We start from the raw sequence: 22425 nt of genomic DNA, 5'->3' as shown, positions 1-22425 counted from the left end.
CGCCGAAAGAAACCGACATGACCCATTTCGACCTGATCATCCATGGCGGCCTCGTGGTGAACGCCGATGGGCAGCAGCGCTGCGATATCGGCATTCGCGACGGGGTGATCGCGGCGCTCGGCACCGATCTGGGTACCGCGAGCGAGCAGATCGATGCCACCGGCAAGATCGTCGTGCCCGGCGGTATCGACAGCCATGTCCATATCGCCCAGCCCTCGGGCGATGGCTCGGTCATGGCCGATGATTTTGCCAGCGGCACGCTGTCGGCTGTGTGCGGGGGCACAACGACGGTGCTGCCCTTCTGCCTGCAGCAAAAGGGCCAGTCCCTGCGCGAAGTGCTCAAGGACTACCATGCGCAGGCGGCGGGCAATTGCCACGCCGATGTGAGCTTTCACCTCATCATCACCGACCCCACGCCCAATGTACTGGGCCAGGAACTGCCGGCGCTGGTGGAGGAAGGCTATACATCGTTCAAGGTGTTTTTGACCTATGAAGGCATGCGCCTTTATGACGACGAAGTGCTCGCCACCATGGATTGCGCGCGCGAAACGGGCGCCTTGATGATGGTGCATTGCGAAAACGAGGATGCCATCCGCTACCTTATCGGCAAGCACGAGGCGCAGGCCAAGTTCGAGCCCAAATACCACGCCACCACCCGCCCGCAGGTGGTGGAGCGCGAAGCCACGCACCGCGCCATTTCGTTGGCCGAGGTGGTGGATGTTCCGGTGGTGATCGTCCATGTCTCCAATGGCCCGGCGATGCGCGAAATTCGCGCGGCCAAGGACCGTGGCCGGGCGGTGGTGGGCGAAACCTGCCCTCAATATCTGGTGCTGACGGCCGACGATCTCGATCTCGCCGATTGGGAAGGCGCCAAATTCGTCTGCTCGCCGCCGCCGCGCGATACGCAGAGCCAGGCCGATTGCTGGGAAGGCATCGAAACCGGGGTGTTCGACATCTTCTCGTCCGATCACTGCCCGTTCCGCTATGACGATCCCAATGGCAAGCTGAGCGCTGCCGGCCAGCAGAGCTTTCGCTATATTCCCAACGGCATTCCGGGCGTGGAAACGCGGCTGCCGATCCTTTTTTCCGAAGGCGTCGCCAAAGGGCGGATCGATCTCGAGCGCTTCGTGGCGCTGAGCTCCACCAACCATGCCAAACTCTATGGGCTTTATCCCCAAAAGGGCGTGATCGCCGTGGGGTCGGACGCCGATATCGTCATCTGGGACGCAGACAAGAGCGCCCCGATCGAGCAGGCGCGGCTCCACCATGGCGCCGATTACACGCCCTATGAGGGCCTGCACATCAATGGCTGGCCGGTGCTGTCCATGCTGCGCGGGGTGGTGGTGATGGCCGATGGCGAGCCCACGGGCGCCGCGCCCGCCGGCCAGCATCTGGCGCGCGCCCGCTCGCCCTTGGTGGCGGTGGCCCAGGCCCAGCTTTGAGCTTGCCGGAGGGCAAGGTGCCGCAGCGCGCCGCATGGATTGCTGCGGGCGGGCACAGTCTGGTATTCTTGGCTCCATGAAACTAACCGATCCATACGCCACCCTGGGTGTGCCGCGCGCCGCCGACGCCAAGGCGATCAAGGCTGCTTACCGGCAAAGCGTGCGCGTCGCCCATCCCGATCGGGGTGGCGATGCTGCCCATTTCATCGCCGTGGTGCAGGCCTTTGGCATCTTGTCCAATCCTGTGGCCAAGCGCTTGTTTGATGAAACCGGCGAGATCGACGAGGCCGGTGTTCGCGATTATCGGCAGGAAGTGGTGGTGATCCTGGCCGATATGTTTGATTCGGCCGTCAGCACCGCGCTCGGGCTGGCGCTGCCGCTCAACCGGGTGGATTTCATCGAGCAGATGACCTCGGTGGTCAAGGCGCAGATGGGGGAAGCCGAGCAGAAGCGCAAAAGCGCCGACGCCGAGATCAAGGCGCTCGAAGACCTGCGCTCGCGCATCAAGCGGCGCGACGGGGCGGCTAATCTGTTTGTGGATCGGCTCAACGAGCAGATCAAGACCAAGCTCGGTGCGCACCGCGCGGCGCTGCACCGGCTGTCGCTGCTGGAAACCGCCGCTTCGGAACTCGCCAATTACGACTCCGAAGTGGAGCTGTTTTCCGCCCTCGACGTGGCCTAAGCCACGCCGATCGCCGAAGCCTGGGTGCCCCCGCCGGGCGGCTTGGCTGGCGGGCTGAACGGGGGATAGCCGGTGATCACCCCGATCCAGTCGATAAAGGCGTCGGCGTCCTCATTGGCGCCATGCCCGGCATCCCAGTAAAACGCCGTATCGACATCATCGCCCAGCTTTTGCGCGGCGGCAGTGAGATTGCCGACCACAGTGAGGGCGGTGTCGGTATCCTTGGCGCCCACGCGGTACCACCAGAATTTCGCGCGGGTCGGATTGGCCTCGCGCAAAAACGGCATCGGGTTCATCTGGACGACCTTGCCGGGAATATCGAGCGCCAGTTCGGCATTGGGGTCGCTCATGGCTTGGCGCAGGCTAAAGGCGGTGAAATGGCGCGCCTCGGTCTGATCGATCCCGAACAGGTTGTTTTCGGGGGTGGAGAGATCGAGCGCATCAAAGGCCGGCACGCCCTTGCGGCGGGCGCCGACATGTTCGAGGAACTCTTCCCAGGTGAAATCAGCCTTGCCGCCCGACCAGGCGATGTTCGGATTGGCGGCGAGATAGCTTTCCCGGTCCGTAGGCGAGAGACCGGCGAGATAAGCCGTGGCCGCCGGGGCCAGGTAAGTCTGCACCAGGTAATCGCCATAGGTGCGCGTGGTGAGCGGCCCGAAATCGCCCAAACCTTGCAGCCCGAGCGAGGCCTGGTAACCCTCGAACAAGCCCGCCAGCGCACTCGACAGCTTGCCGTCCACCAGCGACCCCGAGGGCAGGGGGTTTTGACCCCAGTTCCACTCATAGGCCATATCGGCATGTTCGAGATCGGTGATGGGGCACCAGGCGCCTGAGGCAAACATCACGTCGCTCCCCTCGGCGGCCCCCAGTTCCGCCAGCGCATCGGCATAAATGGCGTTATCGCCCGAAGCGCCGAGCAGCGCGGAAAGCGCCCCGCCGGCGCTGACGCCCGAGGACACCATCAATTTGGTGTTGCCCGGCACCCGGCCGGCATTGGCGCTGATATAGCGCGCCGCGGCCTTGAGATCGACAATGGGGGCGGGTGCGACGCCGATGTAATCGCTATTGCTGTTGGTCAGGGTGCGCCCACGCGCGCCCGGCTCCACCACCACATAGCCCGCGGCAAGTGCCAGCTTGGCATTGCTGACGCGTTGGCCGCGGTCGAGCATGGCATTGCCACCGCTTTCCACCTGCGCGCCGCCGGGAGTACCACCCGGAATGCCGCCTGGTGCCGCGCCGGGAGGCAGGCCCATGGGCGGGCTGTCATCGATGCCATTGGCATTGGCCACCGAGGAGGGCATGTAGCCACCCACGCTGTTGGCAAAGAGGATCGGCGCCTGGGACGCATCCACCGCCTGCCCATCAATGCGGATCGGCACCGAGACATTGAGGCATTGATAGGTGACGTCCACGGGCCGGGCCACATAGGGAATGGCCTTGTAGAAATGGTACACCACCTCGCGGTCGCCCGCGGCGGTGGTGATCGTGGTCGTCAGCTCGGTGAACGCCTCGGGATCGAACTGCAGGTTCGCATCCCCCTCCTGCGCCCAGGAGCGGCCGGAAAGGGCCGCCATGCTCACCGCCAGCCCGGCTCCAAGCCCAAGCTTCATCGCCTCTCTGCGCTGCATTTTCCTGTCTCCAGCATAGGGTGGTGGAGAAGTAGATTCCTGCTGGGCCTGGCTCGCCAGTTAAGGTTCGGCAATCCAGATTACGATGCAGACAGCTTGGTAAGGCAACGGCGTGGGCGCTAGTTCAGCAGGTGCAGTTCGGCCGCTGCGGCATTGGCCTCGTCCATGGAGGCGTCCAGCGTTGCCTTGAGAATGCGCAGTTCAGCCTTCAAACGCGGCGACAGGTTCAGCCCCTGCCATTCGCTCAGCTTCTGCTGCCATTCGGCAACTTCGACGATCAGCTTGCGCGCGCGCTCCTCGGTTTCGGGATTGGTCTGCACCGCGGCTCGCTCGGCATTTTCGGCCAGCTCAACCAGTTCGACGGTGCTGATGACCCATTCTGGCAAGGCAGTACGAACGGTCTCGATCTGCGAGACGACCTGGTCGTCAGCTGGATAATGCTGCATGGGGAGTGTTCCTGCCGGAAGCGGCACGAATGCGTGCACTACGGGCTTTAGGTTCAACCCTCGGGGACCGCAATGGTTGCCCCTGCGTGACAATACCGCACAATAAGGGAACTTCAGCGGCACTTGCCCGCCACAAAGCTGGCGCGGGCAGGTGCAATCTGATCAAACCGATGGGAACGGAGGCGACATGCCATTTAGCGACCACAGCCACCCCCTTTGGGAGGTGAACAACCTCAAACGAGCGCTGCATGCCGCGGGCGTCGCTTTGTGGTCCTGGAATGTCACCAGCGACGCCTTCGCCATGGATGAGCAAGCCTTTGTCCTGTGGGGGCTGCCGCCCACCAGCAAGGTGAGCTTTGAGGATCTATCCTCGCGCATCCATCCGGCAGATCGCGATCGCGTCCGCGCCGCCTTCACCGCGACAAGGGCGATGGTCGGCGCCTATGAAATCGACTTCCGCATCTTGCTGGGCCAGGAGATCCGCTGGGTCTCGGCCCGTGGCCTCGGCAATGACGAAGGCATGCATGGCGACTTCATGTCGGGTGTGTTTCTCGATGTCACCGGGCGCAAGCAGGCCGAGGAGGGCCATGAGTTGCTGGCCGGCGAGATGAGCCACCGGGTCAAGAACCTGCTTGCCATTGCGGCGGGGCTTACGCATCTGACCTCGCGCTCCACCACCACCGTCGCCGATATGGCGCGCGAGCTCACCCAACGCTTGTCTGCGCTCGGGCGCGCCCATGACGTGGTTCGCCCGCTGCCGGGCAACCAGGGCCGGGCTGCCCTGCTGGGCGATCTGATCGCAGTGCTGCTGGCGCCCTATGACGATTCCGGCGCCTTTAGCGGGCGCATTCGCGTCGCGGTGCCGCGCATGGGGATCGGCGAACAATCCGCCACCACCCTGGCGCTGGTGGTGCATGAGCTGGCCACCAACTCCCTCAAATACGGCGCCCTTTCGGTTGAAGCCGGCATGCTCGACATTTCGGGCAGCTCCACCGACAAGGAAGTCACCCTTGCTTGGACCGAGCGCGGCGGCCCACCCGTCAGCCCGCCCAGCCGCGAAGGCTATGGCAGCCAGCTGATCCGGCGCAGTGTTGCGGGCCAGCTTGGCGGCGCCATCCATATCGACTGGTCCGAGGAAGGCATCATCGTGACCATCAGCCTGGACGCCGAACGCTTGGCGAGCTGACCGCCCCACCGGGGCTCGTCGCCCCGGCTCACCCGTCCGGATCTTGCGCCTGGCGGATTAGCGCCTTGCCGCGGCCTTAGAAATCAAAGATCTCGCCCAAAAAGCCCTCGCGCTTTTTCTTGGGGCGGTAGCCGCGGTCATCGTCGCTATAACGCTGCTGCTGCTCGCGACGGTCATCATCGCCATAACGGTGCTGCTGGCCGCGCGGCGCGTCATAGGGCTGCTGCGGCGTTGGCACCACGGGTTGTGGCGCTGCGCGCTCGATGATCTTGTCGAGTTCACCGCGGTCGAGCCACACACCCCGGCATTGCGGGCAATAATCAATCTCGATCCCCTGGCGTTCGCTCATCACCAGTTCGGTGTTATCGATGGGGCACTTCATGGGCGTCTCCTGCGCGCTAAACCCCTCAGATGGGGAGCGCGTCCCCCACTTGCCAGAGACTATCTTGCCGAGGAGCGCACGTGTCGCAGCCAAGCCGTCCCCGGACCTGCCGAAATGCTGGAGGCCTCGCCCTGGAGTTGAACCAAGGATGTGAGGAGTTGCAATCCCCCGCGTGTCGCTCCGCCACGAGGCCAGCAACCTGCATAGCAAGCGCCAAATTACGGCCAAGTAAATGCGCAGGGTAAACTGGCGGTTGTTGGCGGGTCCGAGCCTCTCCATCCGGGTGCGCACGTCCTCCATTGCCCCGGTTCACGCTGCTGGGCAGGATGGGGGTGCCGAACAATTGCAGCGACCCCATTCCTCTTGTTCCCTCAGCACAATAGCGGCGCTGCGGGCTGGCTCCTGGGCGCGACCCAGCCTAGAAAGGCTGCGTGCCGCTCCGCGCGGCGCCCAAGAACAACAAGGAAGAGCCATGACTATCGAACGCAAGCATGTCGGCCCCCGCATGAGCCTGGTTGCCATCCACGGCAATACGGTTTTCCTCGCCGGCATCACCGCCGACAAGCGCGGCGGCACTTCGGTCGCCGAGCAGACCACCGAGATCCTCGAGCGCATCGACGCGCTGCTGGCCGATGCCGGCACCAGCAAGGAACAGGTCTACAAGGCCACGATCTGGCTGCGCGACATTGCGGCCTTCGATGAAATGAACGCAGTGTGGGACAAGTGGGTCGTGGCTGGCCACACCCCGGTGCGCGCTACGGTGGAAGCGCGCCTTGCTGCTCCCGACGTGCTGGTGGAAATCCAGGTGGAAGCCGCCAAGGCCTAAGCCGGCCCGTTTTTCAGCTCTCGTGCGCCATCGGGTGCGCGAGAGCCATGCGCCTTAGCGCTCGAACGCGCCAATGAAGCGCTCGCGCGAGCGCTCCAGATGGTGGCGCATCGCCGCTTCCGCAGCCTTGGCATCGCCGGCGGTCAGCGCATCGATGATCCCTTGGTGCTCCTCGAGCGCGTCGCTGGTGGCGCGTGCATGGTAGAACAAGCGGAACAGATGCACATGGGTGTGCAGATTGGTCAGCGTTTCATGCACCAGCTCATTGCCGCTGCCCTGGGCAATGGCATCGTGGAAATCGCTGTCGAGCCGCGCAAAGCGCCGATAAGCCTCCGCCGGCGGATCCTGTTCGGTTTCGCGCATCTCCTCGGCCAGCTTGTTCAATCCGGCCCGCGCTTCCGCGCTCATCGCCTTGGCCGCGCGTCCCGCGGCAAACGGCTCCAGCAACAAGCGCAATTCATACAGCTGCTCGAGCCGGGCACGATCGAGCTGCTCGGCGGCGCTATAGCCTACGAGATGGGTCTTGACCACCAGCCCCTGCGCCTCGAGCCGCGATAGTGCCTCGCGGATTGGGGTTTGCGACACGCCCAGTTCACGCGCCATCCGGTCAACCGATACCCGCCCGCCTGGCGGAATCTGGCGCGACATCAGCTGCCCGTAAATGGCGTTGTAAACCTCGTCCCCCAGCCGGGTGGGCCGCTTGAGCGGGGTTGGGGCCTTGCCCATGTCGTCGGTCGAGCTCACATCCGCGTCCTTTGGCTGTGGTGGCGCGGCGAACCCCTAGCACCGAGCGCCCAGGTCTTCAAACCGGCAATAACGCAGCCCGTCCCTGCGCAGGGAACAGGCGTTCGGACGCCGCGTTCTCCCTCGGCAACAAGGAGTTAAGTCCATGAGCCAGCACCCGGACGCCAAGCCTGACGAGCCCGACCACAAGCCCGGCAAGGATGCGCCCTCCACCATGCCGCCCGCCGGCCCGCATGCGCGCCCAGACCTGATCGACAACGAAAAAACCCCCGGCACCGGCTCATTGCCCGATCCGCAGGGTGGCGAAGCCGATGTGGGCAGCGACTAGGGGGTGAGCCCCTAGTCTGAACTCACGATATAGTCGTCGGGCACCTGGAACATCGCCTTCAGCACCGTGCGCGGCCCGTCGCTTGGGTAAAGCCCGCTATCATCCTGCACCACATGGTAAAGTTTTGGGTCGCGTAGCGCGCTGGCTTCCACCTGGGTGGTCGCCAATGGCTCGCGCAGGGTAATCGCCGCCGCCTCCGCATGCGAGGCCACCACCCGGGCATCGCCCGAGGAGCGCGCCCGCACCACAACTTCGCCCTGGGGGACGGCGCGACCCCAATTGGGGTCGCCTTCCCTTGCCACCGGCACCAGACGATAAACGTGAAGTTGCACTGTTCGAGCCTCCGGTTCTTGTGCCGATTTAACTGTCCTGGACCCCAGTTGTTCCCTGCGCGGGGGCGAGGTGCAGGTCATAAACGGCACTCCAGGGCTGGAGCGTATCGCCACTCACAGTGCCCTCGACCCAGAGATGGGGATGGGAGAGATCGACCCCGCTGACGGGCTCGGAGCCTAGATTGGCGCTCAACACCAGCGTCGAGCCATCGCCCAGGGTCCAGCTCACGCGCACCGCCTTGTCGCCCAGGATTTGGTAGCGCCCGGCATAGCCTTGCATGCCGCGAAGCCGGGGCACGATTTCCTCGCGCCGCAACGCCAGCAGGGTTCGATAAAGCGACAAATGGCTGGTGGGCCCGGCCTCGTCGGTCTCTTCCCAATCGAGCTTGCAGGCCCGGAACGTTGCCTCGGCCATCGGGTCGGGCGGCAGCCGGTCGGGCTCGCTGTCCCCGATCATGTGGCGCATTTCTTCGCGGCGGCCCTTGCGGATGGCCTCGGCCAGATCCTCGCCCACATCGGTAAAGAACAGGAAGGGGCGCTTGCTGTCCCATTCCTCGCCCATGAACACCATCGGGATCTGGGGCGACAACAGATAGATCGTGGCCAGCACCCGCGTCACCGCTGCCGGCACCAATTGACCAATTCGCTCGCCAAAGGGGCGATTGCCGATCTGGTCATGGTTCTGGATAAAGGCGACAAAGGCGGTGCTGGGCAGAAAAGCGCTGGGCTCGCCCTTGGGCTCGCCTTCATGCGGAGTTATCTCGCCCTGATAGGCATAGCCTTCCGCCAGCGAGCGGCCGAGCAGGTCGGTGCGGCCTTCATAATTTTCGTAATACCAGAACTTTTCGCCCGTCGCCGCGACATGGAGGCAATGATGCACGTCGTCATTCCATTGCGCATCATAGAGCCACGGTCCGCCATGCCAGCCGCGCTTGAACCAGCCGGCCTGGTTCTTGGAGTTTTCCTGCACCAGATGGATATAGCGCCCATCGGTTGCGGCCCGGGTCTGCTCGGCCAGGTCCTGCAGCATGTGCTTAGGGCCGGTATCCTGGATGGCATGCACCGCATCGAAGCGCAGTCCGTCAAAGCGATATTCGTTGATCCAGAACCGGGCATTGGCAAACACGATGTCGCGCACGGTATGGGCGCCTTCATCGTCATAGTTGAGGGCGGCGCCCCAGGGGGTCTTGTGCTTTTCGGTCATCACCGGGGCATAGGCGGGCAGGTAATTCCCCTTGGGCCCGAAATGGTTGTAGATGACGTCGGCAAACATCATCAGGCCGCGTTCATGGGCGGCATCCACCAGAGCCTTGAGATCATCGGGGTGGCCATAGCTGGCATCGGGCGCGAACAGCATCGCCCCGTCATAGCCCCAGTTCCAATCGCCCTTGAATTCGGCCAGCGGCAGCAGCTGGATCGCTGTCACGCCCAGCTCCACCAGATAATCGAGTTTGTCGATTGCGGCCCGGAAGGTGCCTTGCTCGGTGAAGGTGCCGATATGGAGCTGGTAAAAGACGGCTTCTTCCCAAGGGCGGCCGCGCCATCCTAGGTCGCGCCATTCGTAGGAAAGCGGATCGACCACTTCGCTGGGTCCGTCCACATCCTCGGGCTGGTAGCGCGATGCCGGGTCGGGCACTTCGAGCGCGCCGTCAATGGCAAACATGTAGCGCGTGCCGGGGCCCACGCCAGGCACTTCGAGCTCGAACCAGCCGCGCTCGCTCGCCACCATGGGCAGGGTTTTCCCGCCGATCAGCCTGAGCTCGACGCGTTGCGCCTGGGGTGCCCACAGCCGGAAGCGCACGCCCGATCCGGTGATCTGGGTGCCGAACTTCATTTCCTGTTCGCGGCGGATGGTCTTGTGGGCGGGGACGGCCATTTGGTTCATCGGGAATCCTCTTTTGCCAGCAACGTCTGAGGAGCCCAATTGGCTGATGTCACTCACCTAGATTGATCCTCCGCTTCATCGCGCGTTTCGAGCTTGACGGTCAGCACTACCGGACCCTGGCTGCCATCGCGGATCTGTACGGAAAGCTCGGTGGTTTGGGAGTCGCGAAACGCGTCGCGCACCATGTCGGACAGGGTGCGGCGAGCCATGCCCACCGCCACATCCATGTTTTCTAGTTCCAGCCCGGCATCGTCGCGAAACAAGCCGTCGCTATCGTGAATATCGAAAAAGAAGCGCGGCATCGCGTTTCACCGTGGTTCTTTGCCGGGCAGGCCGGCATGTGTTGGGATCACGGATCAGGCTCCCGTTTGGCTTGCACTAGATATGGGTCAGCTCCTGCCGCGCTTGCGGGCTCGCCCGAGCAGCCAGGCTGCCGGAGCCGAAAAGGCGAGGCTGCTCCACGGCAGGGGCCGGCGCTCGGCCGGCGGCTTGGGTGGTTTTTCCAGCTTCTTGCGGTCCCACGGCCAGACCCGCCCCACATGGTCGGCCATATGGGCACCGCGTTCGCCGAGCGGCTTTTCGGGGCCGGTGGTGGAGTCGCGCGCGGTCTGGTGCTCCACTTCCGAGTTGAGCTCGGCCCCGAGGATCACGAGGGTCACCGAAATCCACAGCCAGGTCAAAAGCGCGATCAGGGCGCCAAGCGAGCCATAGGTGCGGTTGTAGTCGCTGAAATTGGTGACATACCAGGAAAAGGCGATAGAGGTCGCTCCGAGCAACACCACGGCCAGAACGGCGCCCGGGGTGATCCAGCGCCATTTGGCTTCCTCGCGGCTGGGTCCCCAGCGATAAATGGCTGCGATGCTCAGCCAGACCACCAGGAGCATCACGGCATAAGAAGCGACCCGCACCACCCATTCAAACCCGCCGGTAGTCGGCAACAGGGCAATAATGGCGGGCAGGATCACCACCGTCGCCAGCACCATGATCGCTGCCACGGCGCCACCCAGGGTGAACAACAGGGCAATCAGTTGGAGCTTGAGGAAAGGGCGGCGCTCCTGCTCGTGATAAGCAATGTTCATTGCCTCGAACATGGCCTTGACGCCAGCGCTCGCGCTCCAAAGCGCAATGGCGGTGGAGATCACAAGGGTAAAACTGAGGGTGCGGCTGCTTTCCGTGGTGAGACGCGTCAGCTGGTCCCGGATGATTTCGAGCCCGCCCGGGGGCACCAGCCCCACCAGCAGATCGACCTGGTTGGCAACATCGGTGGTGCTGTTGAACAGGCCATAGATCGCGACCACGGAGGTCAGCGTCGGCACCAGCGCCAGCAGCATGTAAAAGGTCACGCCGGCGGAGGTGAGCAGGATCCGGTCATTATTGATGGACCGGAACAGGCGGTAGAGAATGTCTTTCCAGCCCGCGGCTGGGATTTCGGTGGGCGCAGCAGCGTCTCGCCCCCGACCTTGTTGACCGGCGTAAAGCGATGACGTGTCTTGCATTCTTCCCCCCAAAAGAGGAAGGCGGTTACCCGCCTTCCTCTTGTTTTTCTTTCGCTCAGGTCGTCGACTCTCCGGTCGAGCCCTGGCCGGTCGAGGACTGCCCGGTCGAAGAGGTGGAAGCGGTCCCAGCCACGTTGGAAACGCCTTCCTTGGCCTGCTGGTAGATTTCGCCAGCCTTGCCGGTCGCGGTTTCATAAAGCTCGGTCGCTTTTTCGCGGCCCTGCTCATAAACCTGGCTGGCCTGCTCGCCGGCCATGGCCTTGAGCTGGTCGGCACTTTCACCCAACAGCGCGTCTTCCTGCTCGGTATGAGGCAGGGTGGCGGCAAGGGCGGCACCGGCGGCAAAAGCCAGGGCGCCGGCAACCAGGGGCTGCTCACGGAACTGGTCCATCAGCGTGTGGTTGAGCGAGCCCGCCTGGTGGCGGATCGCCGAACCGGCATGACCGGCCTGGCTGCGGATGGCACTGCCCGCATGTCCTGCCTGGCTGCGCAGCCCGCTGGCGGCACTGCCGGCATGGCTTGCACCCGAGCTCAGTGCGTCGCGGGCATCATGGAGCTTGCGACGAGCCTGGCGCCAGGTATGGGAGGCCCAGCCCGTGGCCGCATCGAGCAGATTGCCCGCTTCGTCACGGAAATGCTGCACCTGCTGGCCGCCGGCATCGGCGAAGCCCTTGAAGCGATTGCCCGCCTCATCCATGAAGTGGCCGGCGCGCTGGCCCGTCTTGTCGGTCAGGGCGCGGAACTTCTTGCCGGAATCGTCGGTGAACTCGCTGTAGTTGCGGCCAGCATCATCGCTGACGCTGCCCAGCCGCTGCATGCTCGAGCCCGAGATCGTGGCGACGGGATAGTCTTCGTCGTCATAGAACTCTTCGTCGATATAAACGCTTTCGGTGTCGTAGTCCGTGGCGCCATAGCCGCGACGCGCATTGATGCTGTCATCCCAGGCATCGTCGCCATAGGCGCGGGTGGTCGTTGTCCGCTCCGATTTGGACGAACCGCCGGGCTTGGCCATCAGCCAGGCCAGGCTCACGCCCAGCAAGGCCACCGGCAGGGGATTGGCGGTCACGCTGCGCTGCAGCGAGCCGATGAACTCGCCACCGCCGCCTTTGGTGTAAGCCATGAACTCGTCGACCAACTGGCCGGGCGAAAGGCGATCGGCGATCTGGTCGATGCGGTTTTCGACCTGGTTGCGCTGCATATCGATTTCGCGCTGGAGTTCGGCCGAGCTTTTGTTGTCGTCATCGTAAGCCATTAGAGTCTCTCCTTGACCACATCGGCGTCACGGCCAAGCGAAGAGGCCGTGCGCTCCATTTTGAGGTTGCTGGCCTTGAGGGCACTCAGCCCACGGTTCACCAGCACATAAGCGATGATGCCGACCACCACGGTGACGATGATCGCCCCGATGGAAGTGGCCATGGTCTCGTCCATGCCCTGCGCCTCGAAGAACGCTGCAATCAGCGACACGAGGAACGAGAGGAACACGCCCAGCGCGCCCAGTGCCAGAACGGCACCGGCGAGGAGGAACACGACCCCGCCCATGGTCTGGGAGAACTTTTCCGAGGCCTCGGCCTTGGCCAGCTGGATTTCCTTGTGGAACAGGTTCGAGATGTCGCCGGCAAGGCCGCCGATCAGCTCGGATAGTGGCCGGCTGTCATTGACGTTAGACATTATCCTTCTCCCCATTCTGGGTGGTCGAGCCACCCGTGGAACCCGAGCCGTAGCCGCTGCCCGAGCCTAGGCCCGAGCCCGAGCCCGAAGTGCTGCCGCCGGTCGATCCATAGGAACTGCCGGTGCCGGGGGTGGAACCATAGCTGGAGCCGGTGCCCGAACCCGTGCCGCCGGTCGAGCCATAGCTGGAGCCGGTGCTGCCGGTCGAACCGGTGCTACCGGTCGAGCCATAGCCGCTGCTGCCCGTGCCATAACCGCTCGAACCGGTGCCCGAACCGCTGCCGCCGGTGGCAAAACCGCCCGAGCTGGCATAGCTGGAGGAATTGCCGGTATAGCCGGTTTCACCCGAAGTCTGCCCGCCCGTACCGCTGCGGCGGTTGGCGGAAGCCAGCACAAAGCGGCTGGCCACAAAGCCGGCCAGGGCTGCAACGCCCAGGAAGGCCAGCGGCTGGCGGCGGCCGAAGTCCTGGGCCATGCCCACGAGGTCGTCGACATTCTTGTTCTGGACCGTTTCGGATGCGCGATTAAGGCCATTGGCCAGGTCGCGGACATAGCCCGAAATGGTGCTCTGCTGGTCGTTGTCGAGTTCATCGGCAACCCGCGTCACGGCCGAGGCAATGCCGCTGAGCTGGCCCGCGGCCATGTCCTTTTGCTCGCTGGCAAAGGAGCGGGCCTTTTCGGTCGCGGCGCCAAGCTGTTCCTGCGCCTGGCCCTTGAGGTTGCGCACTTCTTCGGCCGCGCGCTGGGCAACCGCGTCAAGTTCGCTCTTGGCGGTTTCCTTGACCGCAGCAAAATCGTGCTTGGCCTGTTCTTGAGCTGCGCTCAGGTCCTGCTTGGCCTGATCGGGGACGATCCCCGCGGCGCCGCCGGTGCTCGATGTCTGGTCTGCTGAGAATTGACTAGGATCTTGGGGGCTCATCGCTCCGACTCCTTTAGGTTCTAGAGAACGTCGCCTTGGCCGCTCCGTGGCCGACGTCAAGTGAGCACACAATGCCGCGAGCGGACGGAAGTTCCCTTAATTGTCTTGAAATTACAGTAGGTTATTGCAACATGCGCAAGCCGGCAGCCCCGCCGCTTGGGCGGCCTGCCGGCTTGATCTTAGTCCCCTGCTAGGGCTCAGGCGGCCTTGGCGTTGGCTTCGCCGGTGGCGAGCGTCGTCAGCTTCTTGTCGGTCGCTTCTTCTTCGCCCAGCGTGGTCTCGAGCAGCTTGGCCGCGTCGGTCATCCCCAACTGCTGGGCCCAGGTGCGCAGCGTGCCGTAACGGGCCATTTCATAGTGCTCGACGGCCTGTGCCGCCGCGATCAGGCCGGCATCGAGCGCCTGCGTGCCCTTGAACTCGTCCATGATGGACTTGCCTTCCTCGATGATCCCGAGAATGGCGTCGCAGGTCTTGCCGCGCGCGGGCTTGCCGAGCAATTCGAAGATCTGCTCGAGGCGTTCGATATGCACGTCGGTTTCATCGCGGTGCTGTTCGAAGCCGGCAGCAAGTTCGGGCGACTGGGCAGCCTTGGCCATCTTAGGCAGAGTTTTTACGATCTGCTTTTCGGCGTAGTAGATGTCCTTGAGCGTATCGAGAAACAAATCGTTAAGATTCTTTTCTTCAGCCATGTTGATTTCCTCGGTTAATTTGCCTTGTGGCGTTCGGGGACTCAATCGGAACGACCCCCAATTGGTTCCCCCCGAGAACACGGGTTTGCGACAACAGACCAAGGGGTATTTTTCGCCCGCCCGATGGAACCGGATGTGGGCGGCGCCAAGGGAGCGCGCGGTGGGCAATTGGGAGGGGCTCAGGCCGGTGCCGCTGCGTCACCCAGGGCACAATGGGTCGGGCTTTGGCTCCAGTCGATTTCCACCGTGGAATGGGCAATGCCATAGGCTTCCAGCAGCGCCGCCTTGGTGGCGCGGGTTACGGCGGCCGGGTCGCCTCCGGGAGCAAGGGCGATTTCCAGCGTCGCCAAGGGCTTGTTGGAGGTGATGGACCAGACATGGATATGCCGCACCGCCCTCAGCCCTGGGACGGTCTTGGTCAGATAGGGGCCGATTTCCTCCACCACCACATTGCCGGGCGCTCCTTCCATCAGGATCTGCAGCGAATTGCGCAGCAAGCTCCAGGCGCTGCGCAGGATCAGCAGCGACACAAGGGAGGACAGGATCGGATCGATCGGCATCCAGCCCGTAAGCCAGATCGCGATGGCGGCAACGATCGCCGCGGCAGAACCCAGCATGTCGCCCAGCACATGGAGCGCGGCGCCTCGAATATTGACGTGGTCCTTGTCCCCGCCTTGAAGCGTTCGGAAAACGAGGAGGTTCACCCCCAGCCCGAGGATCGCCACCACCAGCATCGGCCCCGCCAGCACCGGCTGGGGCGACATCACCCGCTGCACTGCCTCGAACAGGATCCAGCCAGCCAGGGCAAACAGGGTTAGTGCATTGACCAGCCCGGCGACCACTTCGAGCCGCATGAAGCCAAAGGTGTGCGTGGCGTCGGAAGCCCGCCGCCCAAAGCGGAACGCGGCCCAGGCCAGCAGCAGGGCGGCCGCATCGGTCAGCATGTGGCCGGCATCGGCGATCAGCGCCAGCGAGCCCGACAGCCATCCCGCCACCACTTCCACCAGCATGAAGCCAGCCGTCAACGCAAAGCCGATCAGCACCACGCGTTCATTATTGGCCCCGACCTTGGGGGCGTGGCTGTGTCCGCCATGATCATGGTGATGGCCATGATCGTCGTGCTCATGGCTGTGGGAGGCGTGATCATGCTCGTGGTGATCGTGGACCTGCCCGGCCACAGTTGCGCTCGCACCGGCCGCCGCGTTGGCATCCCCCTCATGGCCATCTGCGTTCATCGACCTCACCTCATCCTCTATCATATGAATAGCTGTTCATATGTCGGATGCAAGGCTCACACGCCGGTGTGATCAAGACCCGGCGTCGCCGCCTTGTTCCTCGCCAACATGCTCGATCATATCGGTCAGCATATGGGCGATGTGATCGTCTTCTGCCTCGTAGAACACCTGCTTGTTACGCCGCGTGCCGCGCACCAGGCGCGCCGAGCGCAGCAAGCGCAGATGGTGACTGACGAGGGAAGGCGACACGCCGAGCGTGTGGGCAATGTCCCCCACGGCGATCGGGCCCGCCAGGCAAGCCAGCATTACCCGCAACCGCGTCGGATCGCCCAGGAGACGATAGGTTTCGGCGATTAGGGTGATCTGGCTGTCGTTCGGGGTGATCATGCAACCTCTTGTGGACCTCGGGCAGAGCTAAGGCTGTTCTGTGCAGCTTGCCAAGGCCAAACCGGCGCTCCCAGGCGGGGACGGGCTCAGATGCCCATTCCTAGCGGTAACCGGCGGCCTGTAACTCGAACAGTTCGGCATAGCGCCCACCTAGCGCCACCAGGTCCTGGTGCGAGCCGGATTCCAGGATCGCCCCGTTTTCCAGCACGAGGATACGGTCGGCCATGCGCACGGTTGAAAACCGATGCGAGATGATCACCGCGGTTTTGCCGGCGGCAAGGCTCTTGAAGCGCGCAAACACCTCGGCTTCCGCCTTGGCATCGAGCGCGGCGGTGGGTTCATCGAGAATGATGAGTTCGGCATCGCGCATATAGGCGCGGGCAATGGCGATCTTTTGCCATTCCCCGCCTGAGAGGTCGCGGCCCTTGTTGAACAGGCGCCCCAGCGGCTGCTCATAGCCAAGGGGCAGCTTGGCGATCACCCCATCGGCGAGGCTTTGCTCGGCCGCGGCCTTGATCCGGTCCATGTCGTCTTGCAGCTCGATGCGCCCCACGCCGATATTTTCGCGTGCGGTGAGGCTATAGCGGATGAAGTCCTGGAAGATCACCCCGATATGGGCGTGGATATCTTCGATCAGCATGTCACGCAGATCCACGCCATCGACGGTGATCCGCCCTTCATCGGGGTCGTAGAGCCGGGTCATCAGCTTGACGATCGTGGTCTTGCCAGCCCCATTCTCGCCCACCAGCGCCAGGGTTTCCCCGGCGGCAAGGGTAAAGCTCAGGTTCCGGATCGCCCAGGTATCCGTATCGGGATAGCGGAACCCGACATTCTCGAACTGCACGCCCCGCCGGATCGGCTGAGGAAAGGGTTTGGGATGGGCTGGCGGCACGATGGTGGGCTCGATCTCGAAAAATGAGAACAGATCGTCGAGATAAAGCGACTGGCCGGCAATGCTGGTGAAGCCCAGCAGGATGCGCTGGAACAAGCCATTGAGGCGCAGGAACGAGCCCGACAGAAAGGCGAGATCGCCGATGGAAAAAGCCCCGGTGATGGTGCGCCAAACGATATAGCCATAGGCGCCGTAATAGGTGAGGGTGGCGATGGCGGCGAACAACGCGCCCCAGCCCGCCCGCTGGATCGCGATGCGCCGGTTCTCGACAAAAATGGTCTGCGCGAGGGTGCGGAACCGGTTGATAAGGAAGCCGCCCAAGCCGAAAAGCTTGATCTCCTTGGCAGTTTCGGCGCTGGCGCCGACATGGCGGATATATTCCAGCTCGCGCCGCTCGGGAGTGCGCCCGCGCGAAAGGTAATAGGCGAGGGTATTGAACCGCGTTTCGCCCCAGATCGCCGGCACAAAGGACAGGGGCAGCAGCGCAATCAGCCAGGGCGCATACACAAACAGGCCTGCGCCCAGCGTGATGACGGTGATGATATCCTGGGCCTGCCCGAAGATCTGGCTCAGGAGCGCATTGCGCCCCGCGGCCTGCCGCCGCGCTCGCTCCAGCCGATCCTGGTATTCCGCCGATTCAAAGTGGCGCAAATCGAGCCTGGCGGCATGGGCCATCAACTCGACGCTGACCGTATTGGAGTGCAATTCTCCCAGCACCGAATCCGCCAGCCCCGTCAGGCGCGACAGCAGGTCCGAGCCGATCACCAGCCCCAGCTCGATCAGCAGCAGCACCGCGATCGTGTTGAGCGACCCGCTCGCCCACCATTCCGCCAGGGTTGAGCCAGGCGCTGGCGAGCCGGAAAGCCGCACCACTTCATCGATGATTAGCTTGCCCACATAAAGCATGGCGACCGGCTGCACCGCCGCCACCAGCCGCAATCCAATGCTCGCAGCGGTCAGGAACCGGCTGGTTCGCCAGATCTGCGCCAGGAGCCGCCCGAGATGGCGCAGATTGCGCATGCGTTCGCGAAAGCTGGCGGCTTCCTCGGGAACCGGTGGTAGACGGCGGGAAGCAAATTGGCTCATGGCTTCAGCCTAGCGCGAAGGGGACCGCACGAGCAGCGCAGGTCAGCAGTGCTGGCTTGTTTCATCGCCCCCACTGGGCGCACAATAAGGCCGATCTCAGCCATGGTCAGGATAAGCCTGCAGGGAGGATGGGATGCTCAAGCAGAAAGACTCTTCGGCGATTGTTGCCGTGAGCGATATCGCGCGGGCGCAGCATTTCTATGGCACCATTTTGGGGCTGGAGCTCGAAGGGGGTGACGACGATGTGCTGACCTTTCGTACCGGCGGCACTCGGCTTGTCGTCTACCGCTCCGATTATGCCGGCACCAACCAGGCCAATGCCGTGGTCTGGGGCGTCGGCGACGAGCTTGAGGCGATTACCGCCGATCTTGCTGCCAAAGGTGTGGTGTTCGAACATTATCCGGGCATGGAGCTGCGGGGCGACATCCACCATGCCGGCGATTTCGGCATGGTCTGGTTCAAGGACCCCGACGGCAATATCCTGCACCTCAACACTATGTAGCGGTGCAGCCCCTAGGGCAGCTCGCGCAGGAACCGCGCCAGATCGTCGGTGATATGGTGCACATGCGCGCCGGCGCCACGACCGAGTTCCCAGGCTTCCACCTGGTCATGCACGAAGTCCTCGCCGGCCACCACATGCACGGTGGACATCCCCAGCTCATGGGGCGCCAGCAAATTCTTTTCGAGATCGTCGAACATCACCGCCCGGTTGGGATCGATGTCGTGGGCCTTGAGAAAACCCTCATAGGCCTGCCGGTGCGGCTTGGGCACGAAGGTCATGGCGCGGATGTCGTGCACATGCTCGAACAAATCCCCGCCACCCAGTTGGCGCAGCACCGAGCGGGCATGGCTGACATCGCCATTGGTCAGAATGAACTTGCGCCCGGGCAGGGCGCGAATGGCCTCCACCAGTTCGGGATGGGGGGCGACGGGCGAATAATCGATCGCGTGCACAGTATCAAGGAAATGGTCGGGGTCGACCTTGTGGCCATGCATCAGCCCGTTCAGCGTCGTGCCGAAATCGCGGTAATAGGTTTTCTGCAATGCCCGGGCCGCCTCGAAGTCGAGGCGGGTGAGGTCCATCACGTAATTGGTGATGCGGATATCGATTTGCGCAAACAAATTGCAGGTGCGCGGATAAAGGGTGTTGTCGAGATCGAACACCCAATCCTGCACATGCGATAAGCTTGCAATCCGCGGCGGCAAAAGCTCGTTCATAAGCCGTTCATAACACGTTCATCTAAATGAATTCACCACCATCAGGGGAAGAAAAAGGCCGGCGAACCGGCCTTTTTGGCAGCTGGGCTTACTCGTTGGCGGTAACCGCCAGCCCCAGCATCGACAGCAATCCCGCGGGGTTTGCCGCTGCAGCCGTCAACACCAGGAGCGTCGTCGGGCTCGCCGGTTGAACAGCAATTTCAAGGCTCTGCGGGTCATCAAGGAACGCCGAAACCGGCCCGGTCACGAGATCGGCCAGCGCCGGAACGCCGGTACCCGCCAGCATCTGCGGCAAGCTGGCCTTGAGGCCTTCAACCAGCTCAGCCCGCTCAACTCCTTGTTTTGCCGAATACAAATCCAGCGCCTTGTCGGCCAGCGATGCGTCGTCATAAGCGATCGAGGCGCCGACCAGGGTCACGCCCTGCAGCAATTCCATGCCCATCATCATCTGGGCGGCCTGGGCTTCCTTGCTCTCGGGATCATAGCCCTGCGCCTCGGTCGCGGCCTGCGCCTTGCCGAGCTTGTCCATCAGCGCCGGCGTGACGCCGAGCAGGTCGAACCGGAGGTCGAGCGCGCCCACATCGTTGAAGTCGAACAGGAACTTATCGACCACCAGATGCCCGTCGGCCATGGACCAGCTCATGGACTGGCTGACATCGCCCTGCACCTGCGTCAGCCCCAGCGCCTCGATGTCAGCGGCGGCTTCGGGGTCGTCGTCCTTCATGGTCGACAGGTCCAGATCGATGTCATTGATCGCCAGCGTCGAGGTCAAATCCACTAGTGGCCCGGTCCCAGGCTCGGGATTGAAGGTCGAAACCGCTTCCATGGAGGCGACACTCGCCACCTGCGCGCCATCACGGGTCACCGTCATCGGCCCCGTCTTGATCGCTCGCACCAGCTGCAACACGGCATCGGCCGAGATCGTCTCGCCGGCCGGCAGGTAGAAGCCCTCGAGCCGCACATCCTTGAGGGTGAGGTGCCCCACCGGATCGGTGGCAAAGTCGGTGTCGATATCGGGAACCGTAACCGTTTCAGCCATATAGGCGCCGTCGGCCAGCTCGGTAACGCCGCTAAAGGTAATGTCGGTCGTCACGGTGTAGGGCGCCGGCTCGCCGGCCGTCGCGCCAACGCCGATGCGAACAGCCTTGGCCACGATGGTGTCGCCTTCAAGCGTTGCCTCGCCAAAGCTCAGCTCATAGCCAAGCGGCTCGTAGATGGCCTCCACCCGATCAACAAAGCTCTGCGCATCCAAGGCCATGGCGGGCTGGAGCATGGCCAGGGTGGCCATCCCGGCCAGGGCAAAAAGGTGCTTGTTTCTGGTCGGCGTCATGGCGGCTCCGCTTTTTGGAGTGGGGTGAAGGGTGACTATGCTGGCTGTTGGTGGCAACAGCATGACGCCCCGGAGCGCCTGCTGGTTCCGCCGATCTCAGGTTCCAAGGAAAAGTTTATAGGCTGGGTTGCCCGTTTCGTCCCAGAACGGAAATCCGATGGCGTTCAGATGGGCTTCAAAGGCAGTCCGGGTTTCGGGCGGCACCTGGATGCCCACCAGCACGCGCCCATAATCGGCACCGTGGTTGCGGTAGTGGAACAGCGAAATGTTCCAGGCTTCAGTCAGCCCCTCAAGGAAGCGCAGCAAGGCGCCGGGGCGTTCGGGGAACTGGAAGCGGTAGATCACCTCATCGGCCAGATTGGCGACGCGCCCGCCCACCATGTGGCGCACATGGAGCTTGGCGACCTCGTTGTCGGTCATGTCGATGACCGAGAGGCCCGCATTGGCGAGGAGGGACAGGATCTCGGCCTTTTCCGCATCGCCTCGGCTGAGCTTGACGCCCACAAAGATGCGCGCGGCTTCGCCATGGGCAAAGCGGTAGTTGAACTCGGTGATGGAGCGCTGGCCGATCAGCCGGATGAAATCGCGATAGCTGCCGGGACGCTCGGGAATGGTGACGGCCAGGAGCGCTTCGGCGCGCTCGCCGATCTCGGCACGTTCGGCCACATAGCGCAGGCGGTCGAAATTGACATTGGCGCCCGAATTGATGGCGATCAGCGGGCCCTTCGGGGCCGTGCCCAGTTCGACCTGGCGCCGCAAGCCGGCCAGGGCCAGGGCGCCGGCGGGTTCGGCGATGGCGCGCGTATCGTCGAAAATGTCCTTGATTGCCGCGCAGATCTCGTCGGCGGAAACCAGCACGATGTCGTCGAGCAGTTCGCGGCAGAGCCGGAAGGTTTCGTCGCCCACTTGGCGCACGGCAACGCCATCGGCAAACAGCCCCACCTCGTCGAGCGGCACGGGATGGCCAGCGGCAATGGCCGCCTTCATGCTGGCAGCTTCCTCCGGTTCGACCCCGATGACGCGGATATCGGGGCGCAGGAACTTGACGATGGCGGCAATGCCGGCTGCCAGCCCGCCCCCGCCGATTGGGACATAGATGGCGCCGATCGAGCCGGGCTGCTGGCGCATGAGTTCGAGCCCGATCGTGCCCTGCCCGGCGATCACATCGGGATCGTCGAACGGGTGCACGACGACATAGCCATGGGTTGCGGCCAGCTCGGCGGCATGGGCACGCGCGGCATCGAACCCGTCGCCATGCAGCACCACTTCGCCGCCCAGCCGCCGCACCGCGCCGATCTTGATGGTGGGCGTGGTGGTGGGCATCACCACAATAGCGCGGATGCCGAGCCGCGTGGCCGACATGGCGACGCCCTGGGCATGGTTGCCCGCCGAGGCGCAGATGACGCCGCGCACGCGCTCGGCGGCGGTGAGCTGGGCGATGCGGTTATGAGCGCCGCGGATCTTGAAGGAAAACACCGGCTGCAGGTCTTCGCGCTTGAGCAGCACATCGGCCCCCAGGCGCGCCGACAGCAGCGGCAAGCGCTCGAGCGGCGTTTCCTGGGCAACTTCATAAACCGCGGAGGTCAAGATCCGGCGGACATAATCCTGCATGGCGGGCTCCGGT

The 22425-nt window shown here is 63.7% G+C and carries 24 protein-coding genes; 6 read left to right on the top strand and 18 right to left on the bottom strand.

All coding sequences use genetic code 11. From position 1 onward, the window contains the following. Positions 1-17 precede the first annotated feature (17 nt). A complete protein-coding gene (gene hydA, locus AC3YOG_RS01895) occupies positions 18-1442 on the top strand; it encodes a dihydropyrimidinase (RefSeq protein WP_489933849.1) in 1425 nt (474 codons plus the stop codon). Positions 1443-1518: 76 nt separating this feature from the next. Beyond that, positions 1519-2124, top strand: a complete 606-nt coding sequence (locus AC3YOG_RS01890; RefSeq protein WP_489933848.1) for a DnaJ domain-containing protein — start codon at positions 1519-1521, stop codon at positions 2122-2124. Here AC3YOG_RS01890 and AC3YOG_RS01885 read toward each other — a convergent pair. Together AC3YOG_RS01885 and AC3YOG_RS01880 are read right to left on the bottom strand one after the other, a co-directional pair. Next, positions 2121-3752 (bottom strand): subtype B tannase, encoded by a 1632-nt coding sequence (locus AC3YOG_RS01885; RefSeq protein ID WP_489933847.1) that lies wholly within the window; start codon positions 3750-3752, stop codon positions 2121-2123. The two genes, AC3YOG_RS01890 and AC3YOG_RS01885, sit on opposite strands and share 4 nt — an antisense overlap. Positions 3753-3871: 119 nt before the next feature. Continuing rightward, a complete protein-coding gene (locus tag AC3YOG_RS01880) occupies positions 3872-4198 on the bottom strand; it encodes a hypothetical protein (protein WP_489933846.1) in 327 nt (108 codons plus the stop codon). 187 nt (positions 4199-4385) lie between these two features. Between AC3YOG_RS01880 and AC3YOG_RS01875 the strand changes: the two genes are divergently transcribed. Beyond that, positions 4386-5384, top strand: coding sequence for a sensor histidine kinase (locus AC3YOG_RS01875; protein ID WP_489933845.1), 999 nt, complete (start codon positions 4386-4388; stop codon positions 5382-5384). 76 nt (positions 5385-5460) lie between these two features. Here the strand turns inward: AC3YOG_RS01875 and AC3YOG_RS01870 are convergent, their stop codons facing one another. Continuing rightward, a complete protein-coding gene (locus tag AC3YOG_RS01870; protein WP_127751870.1) occupies positions 5461-5766 on the bottom strand; it encodes a TFIIB-type zinc ribbon-containing protein in 306 nt (101 codons plus the stop codon). A 472-nt stretch (positions 5767-6238) separates the two neighbouring features. Between AC3YOG_RS01870 and AC3YOG_RS01865 the strand changes: the two genes are divergently transcribed. Next, positions 6239-6592, top strand: a complete 354-nt coding sequence (locus tag AC3YOG_RS01865) for a RidA family protein (protein WP_172122340.1) — start codon at positions 6239-6241, stop codon at positions 6590-6592. Between the two features lie 54 nt (positions 6593-6646). On the opposite strand, the gene AC3YOG_RS01860 is transcribed toward AC3YOG_RS01865, so the two are convergent. After that, positions 6647-7336 (bottom strand): GntR family transcriptional regulator, encoded by a 690-nt coding sequence (locus AC3YOG_RS01860; protein WP_349236667.1) that lies wholly within the window; start codon positions 7334-7336, stop codon positions 6647-6649. Between the two features lie 145 nt (positions 7337-7481). Between AC3YOG_RS01860 and AC3YOG_RS01855 the strand changes: the two genes are divergently transcribed. Then, positions 7482-7664 carry a hypothetical protein gene (locus AC3YOG_RS01855; protein ID WP_489933844.1) on the top strand — a complete coding sequence of 61 codons (183 nt, stop codon included), beginning with the start codon at positions 7482-7484 and terminating at the stop codon, positions 7662-7664. Between the two features lie 11 nt (positions 7665-7675). On the opposite strand, the gene AC3YOG_RS01850 is transcribed toward AC3YOG_RS01855, so the two are convergent. From AC3YOG_RS01850 to AC3YOG_RS01800, 11 genes are all read right to left on the bottom strand, one after another. Continuing rightward, on the bottom strand, positions 7676-7996 hold the full coding sequence (locus AC3YOG_RS01850; protein ID WP_489933843.1) for a hypothetical protein: 321 nt from the start codon (positions 7994-7996) through the stop codon (positions 7676-7678). 28 nt (positions 7997-8024) lie between these two features. Continuing rightward, a complete protein-coding gene (gene treZ, locus AC3YOG_RS01845; RefSeq protein WP_489933842.1) occupies positions 8025-9881 on the bottom strand; it encodes a malto-oligosyltrehalose trehalohydrolase in 1857 nt (618 codons plus the stop codon). Between the two features lie 53 nt (positions 9882-9934). Beyond that, entirely contained in the window at positions 9935-10183 is a 249-nt protein-coding gene (locus AC3YOG_RS01840) for a DUF6894 family protein (protein ID WP_172122343.1), read from the bottom strand. Between the two features lie 87 nt (positions 10184-10270). Further along, entirely contained in the window at positions 10271-11377 is a 1107-nt protein-coding gene (locus AC3YOG_RS01835) for a YihY/virulence factor BrkB family protein (protein ID WP_172122344.1), read from the bottom strand. Between the two features lie 55 nt (positions 11378-11432). After that, a complete protein-coding gene (locus AC3YOG_RS01830) occupies positions 11433-12629 on the bottom strand; it encodes a DUF3618 domain-containing protein (RefSeq protein WP_489933841.1) in 1197 nt (398 codons plus the stop codon). Next, a complete protein-coding gene (locus AC3YOG_RS01825) occupies positions 12629-13045 on the bottom strand; it encodes a phage holin family protein (protein WP_489890966.1) in 417 nt (138 codons plus the stop codon). The genes AC3YOG_RS01830 and AC3YOG_RS01825 overlap by 1 nt, the downstream gene beginning before the upstream one ends. Beyond that, a complete protein-coding gene (locus tag AC3YOG_RS01820; RefSeq protein WP_489933840.1) occupies positions 13038-13964 on the bottom strand; it encodes a hypothetical protein in 927 nt (308 codons plus the stop codon). Before AC3YOG_RS01820 ends, AC3YOG_RS01825 begins: the two co-directional genes overlap by 8 nt. Positions 13965-14161: 197 nt before the next feature. Beyond that, a complete protein-coding gene (locus AC3YOG_RS01815; RefSeq protein WP_127751880.1) occupies positions 14162-14653 on the bottom strand; it encodes a YciE/YciF ferroxidase family protein in 492 nt (163 codons plus the stop codon). Positions 14654-14832: 179 nt separating this feature from the next. Continuing rightward, positions 14833-15888: a cation diffusion facilitator family transporter gene (locus tag AC3YOG_RS01810; protein WP_489933839.1), complete on the bottom strand. Its 1056-nt coding sequence runs from the start codon at positions 15886-15888 to the stop codon at positions 14833-14835. Between the two features lie 72 nt (positions 15889-15960). After that, complete coding sequence (locus tag AC3YOG_RS01805) at positions 15961-16275, bottom strand: ArsR/SmtB family transcription factor (RefSeq protein ID WP_172122348.1); 315 nt, start codon at positions 16273-16275, stop codon at positions 15961-15963. A 100-nt stretch (positions 16276-16375) separates the two neighbouring features. After that, a complete protein-coding gene (locus AC3YOG_RS01800; RefSeq protein ID WP_489890963.1) occupies positions 16376-18253 on the bottom strand; it encodes an ABC transporter ATP-binding protein in 1878 nt (625 codons plus the stop codon). 133 nt (positions 18254-18386) lie between these two features. Between AC3YOG_RS01800 and AC3YOG_RS01795 the strand changes: the two genes are divergently transcribed. Further along, positions 18387-18755: a VOC family protein gene (locus AC3YOG_RS01795; RefSeq protein WP_127751884.1), complete on the top strand. Its 369-nt coding sequence runs from the start codon at positions 18387-18389 to the stop codon at positions 18753-18755. 11 nt (positions 18756-18766) lie between these two features. Here the strand turns inward: AC3YOG_RS01795 and AC3YOG_RS01790 are convergent, their stop codons facing one another. From AC3YOG_RS01790 to ilvA, 3 genes are all read right to left on the bottom strand, one after another. After that, positions 18767-19471, bottom strand: coding sequence for a pyrimidine 5'-nucleotidase (locus AC3YOG_RS01790; protein ID WP_172122350.1), 705 nt, complete (start codon positions 19469-19471; stop codon positions 18767-18769). Between the two features lie 88 nt (positions 19472-19559). Next, entirely contained in the window at positions 19560-20801 is a 1242-nt protein-coding gene (locus AC3YOG_RS01785; RefSeq protein WP_489933838.1) for a hypothetical protein, read from the bottom strand. 96 nt (positions 20802-20897) lie between these two features. After that, entirely contained in the window at positions 20898-22412 is a 1515-nt protein-coding gene (gene ilvA / locus AC3YOG_RS01780; protein ID WP_489933837.1) for a threonine ammonia-lyase, biosynthetic, read from the bottom strand. Positions 22413-22425 lie beyond the last annotated feature (13 nt).

It is taken from the genome of Devosia sp. Z6_126, assembly GCF_058133495.1.
The sequence above is the reverse complement of the archived record's forward strand: the minus strand, read 5'-3'. Positions and strand labels throughout refer to the sequence as shown.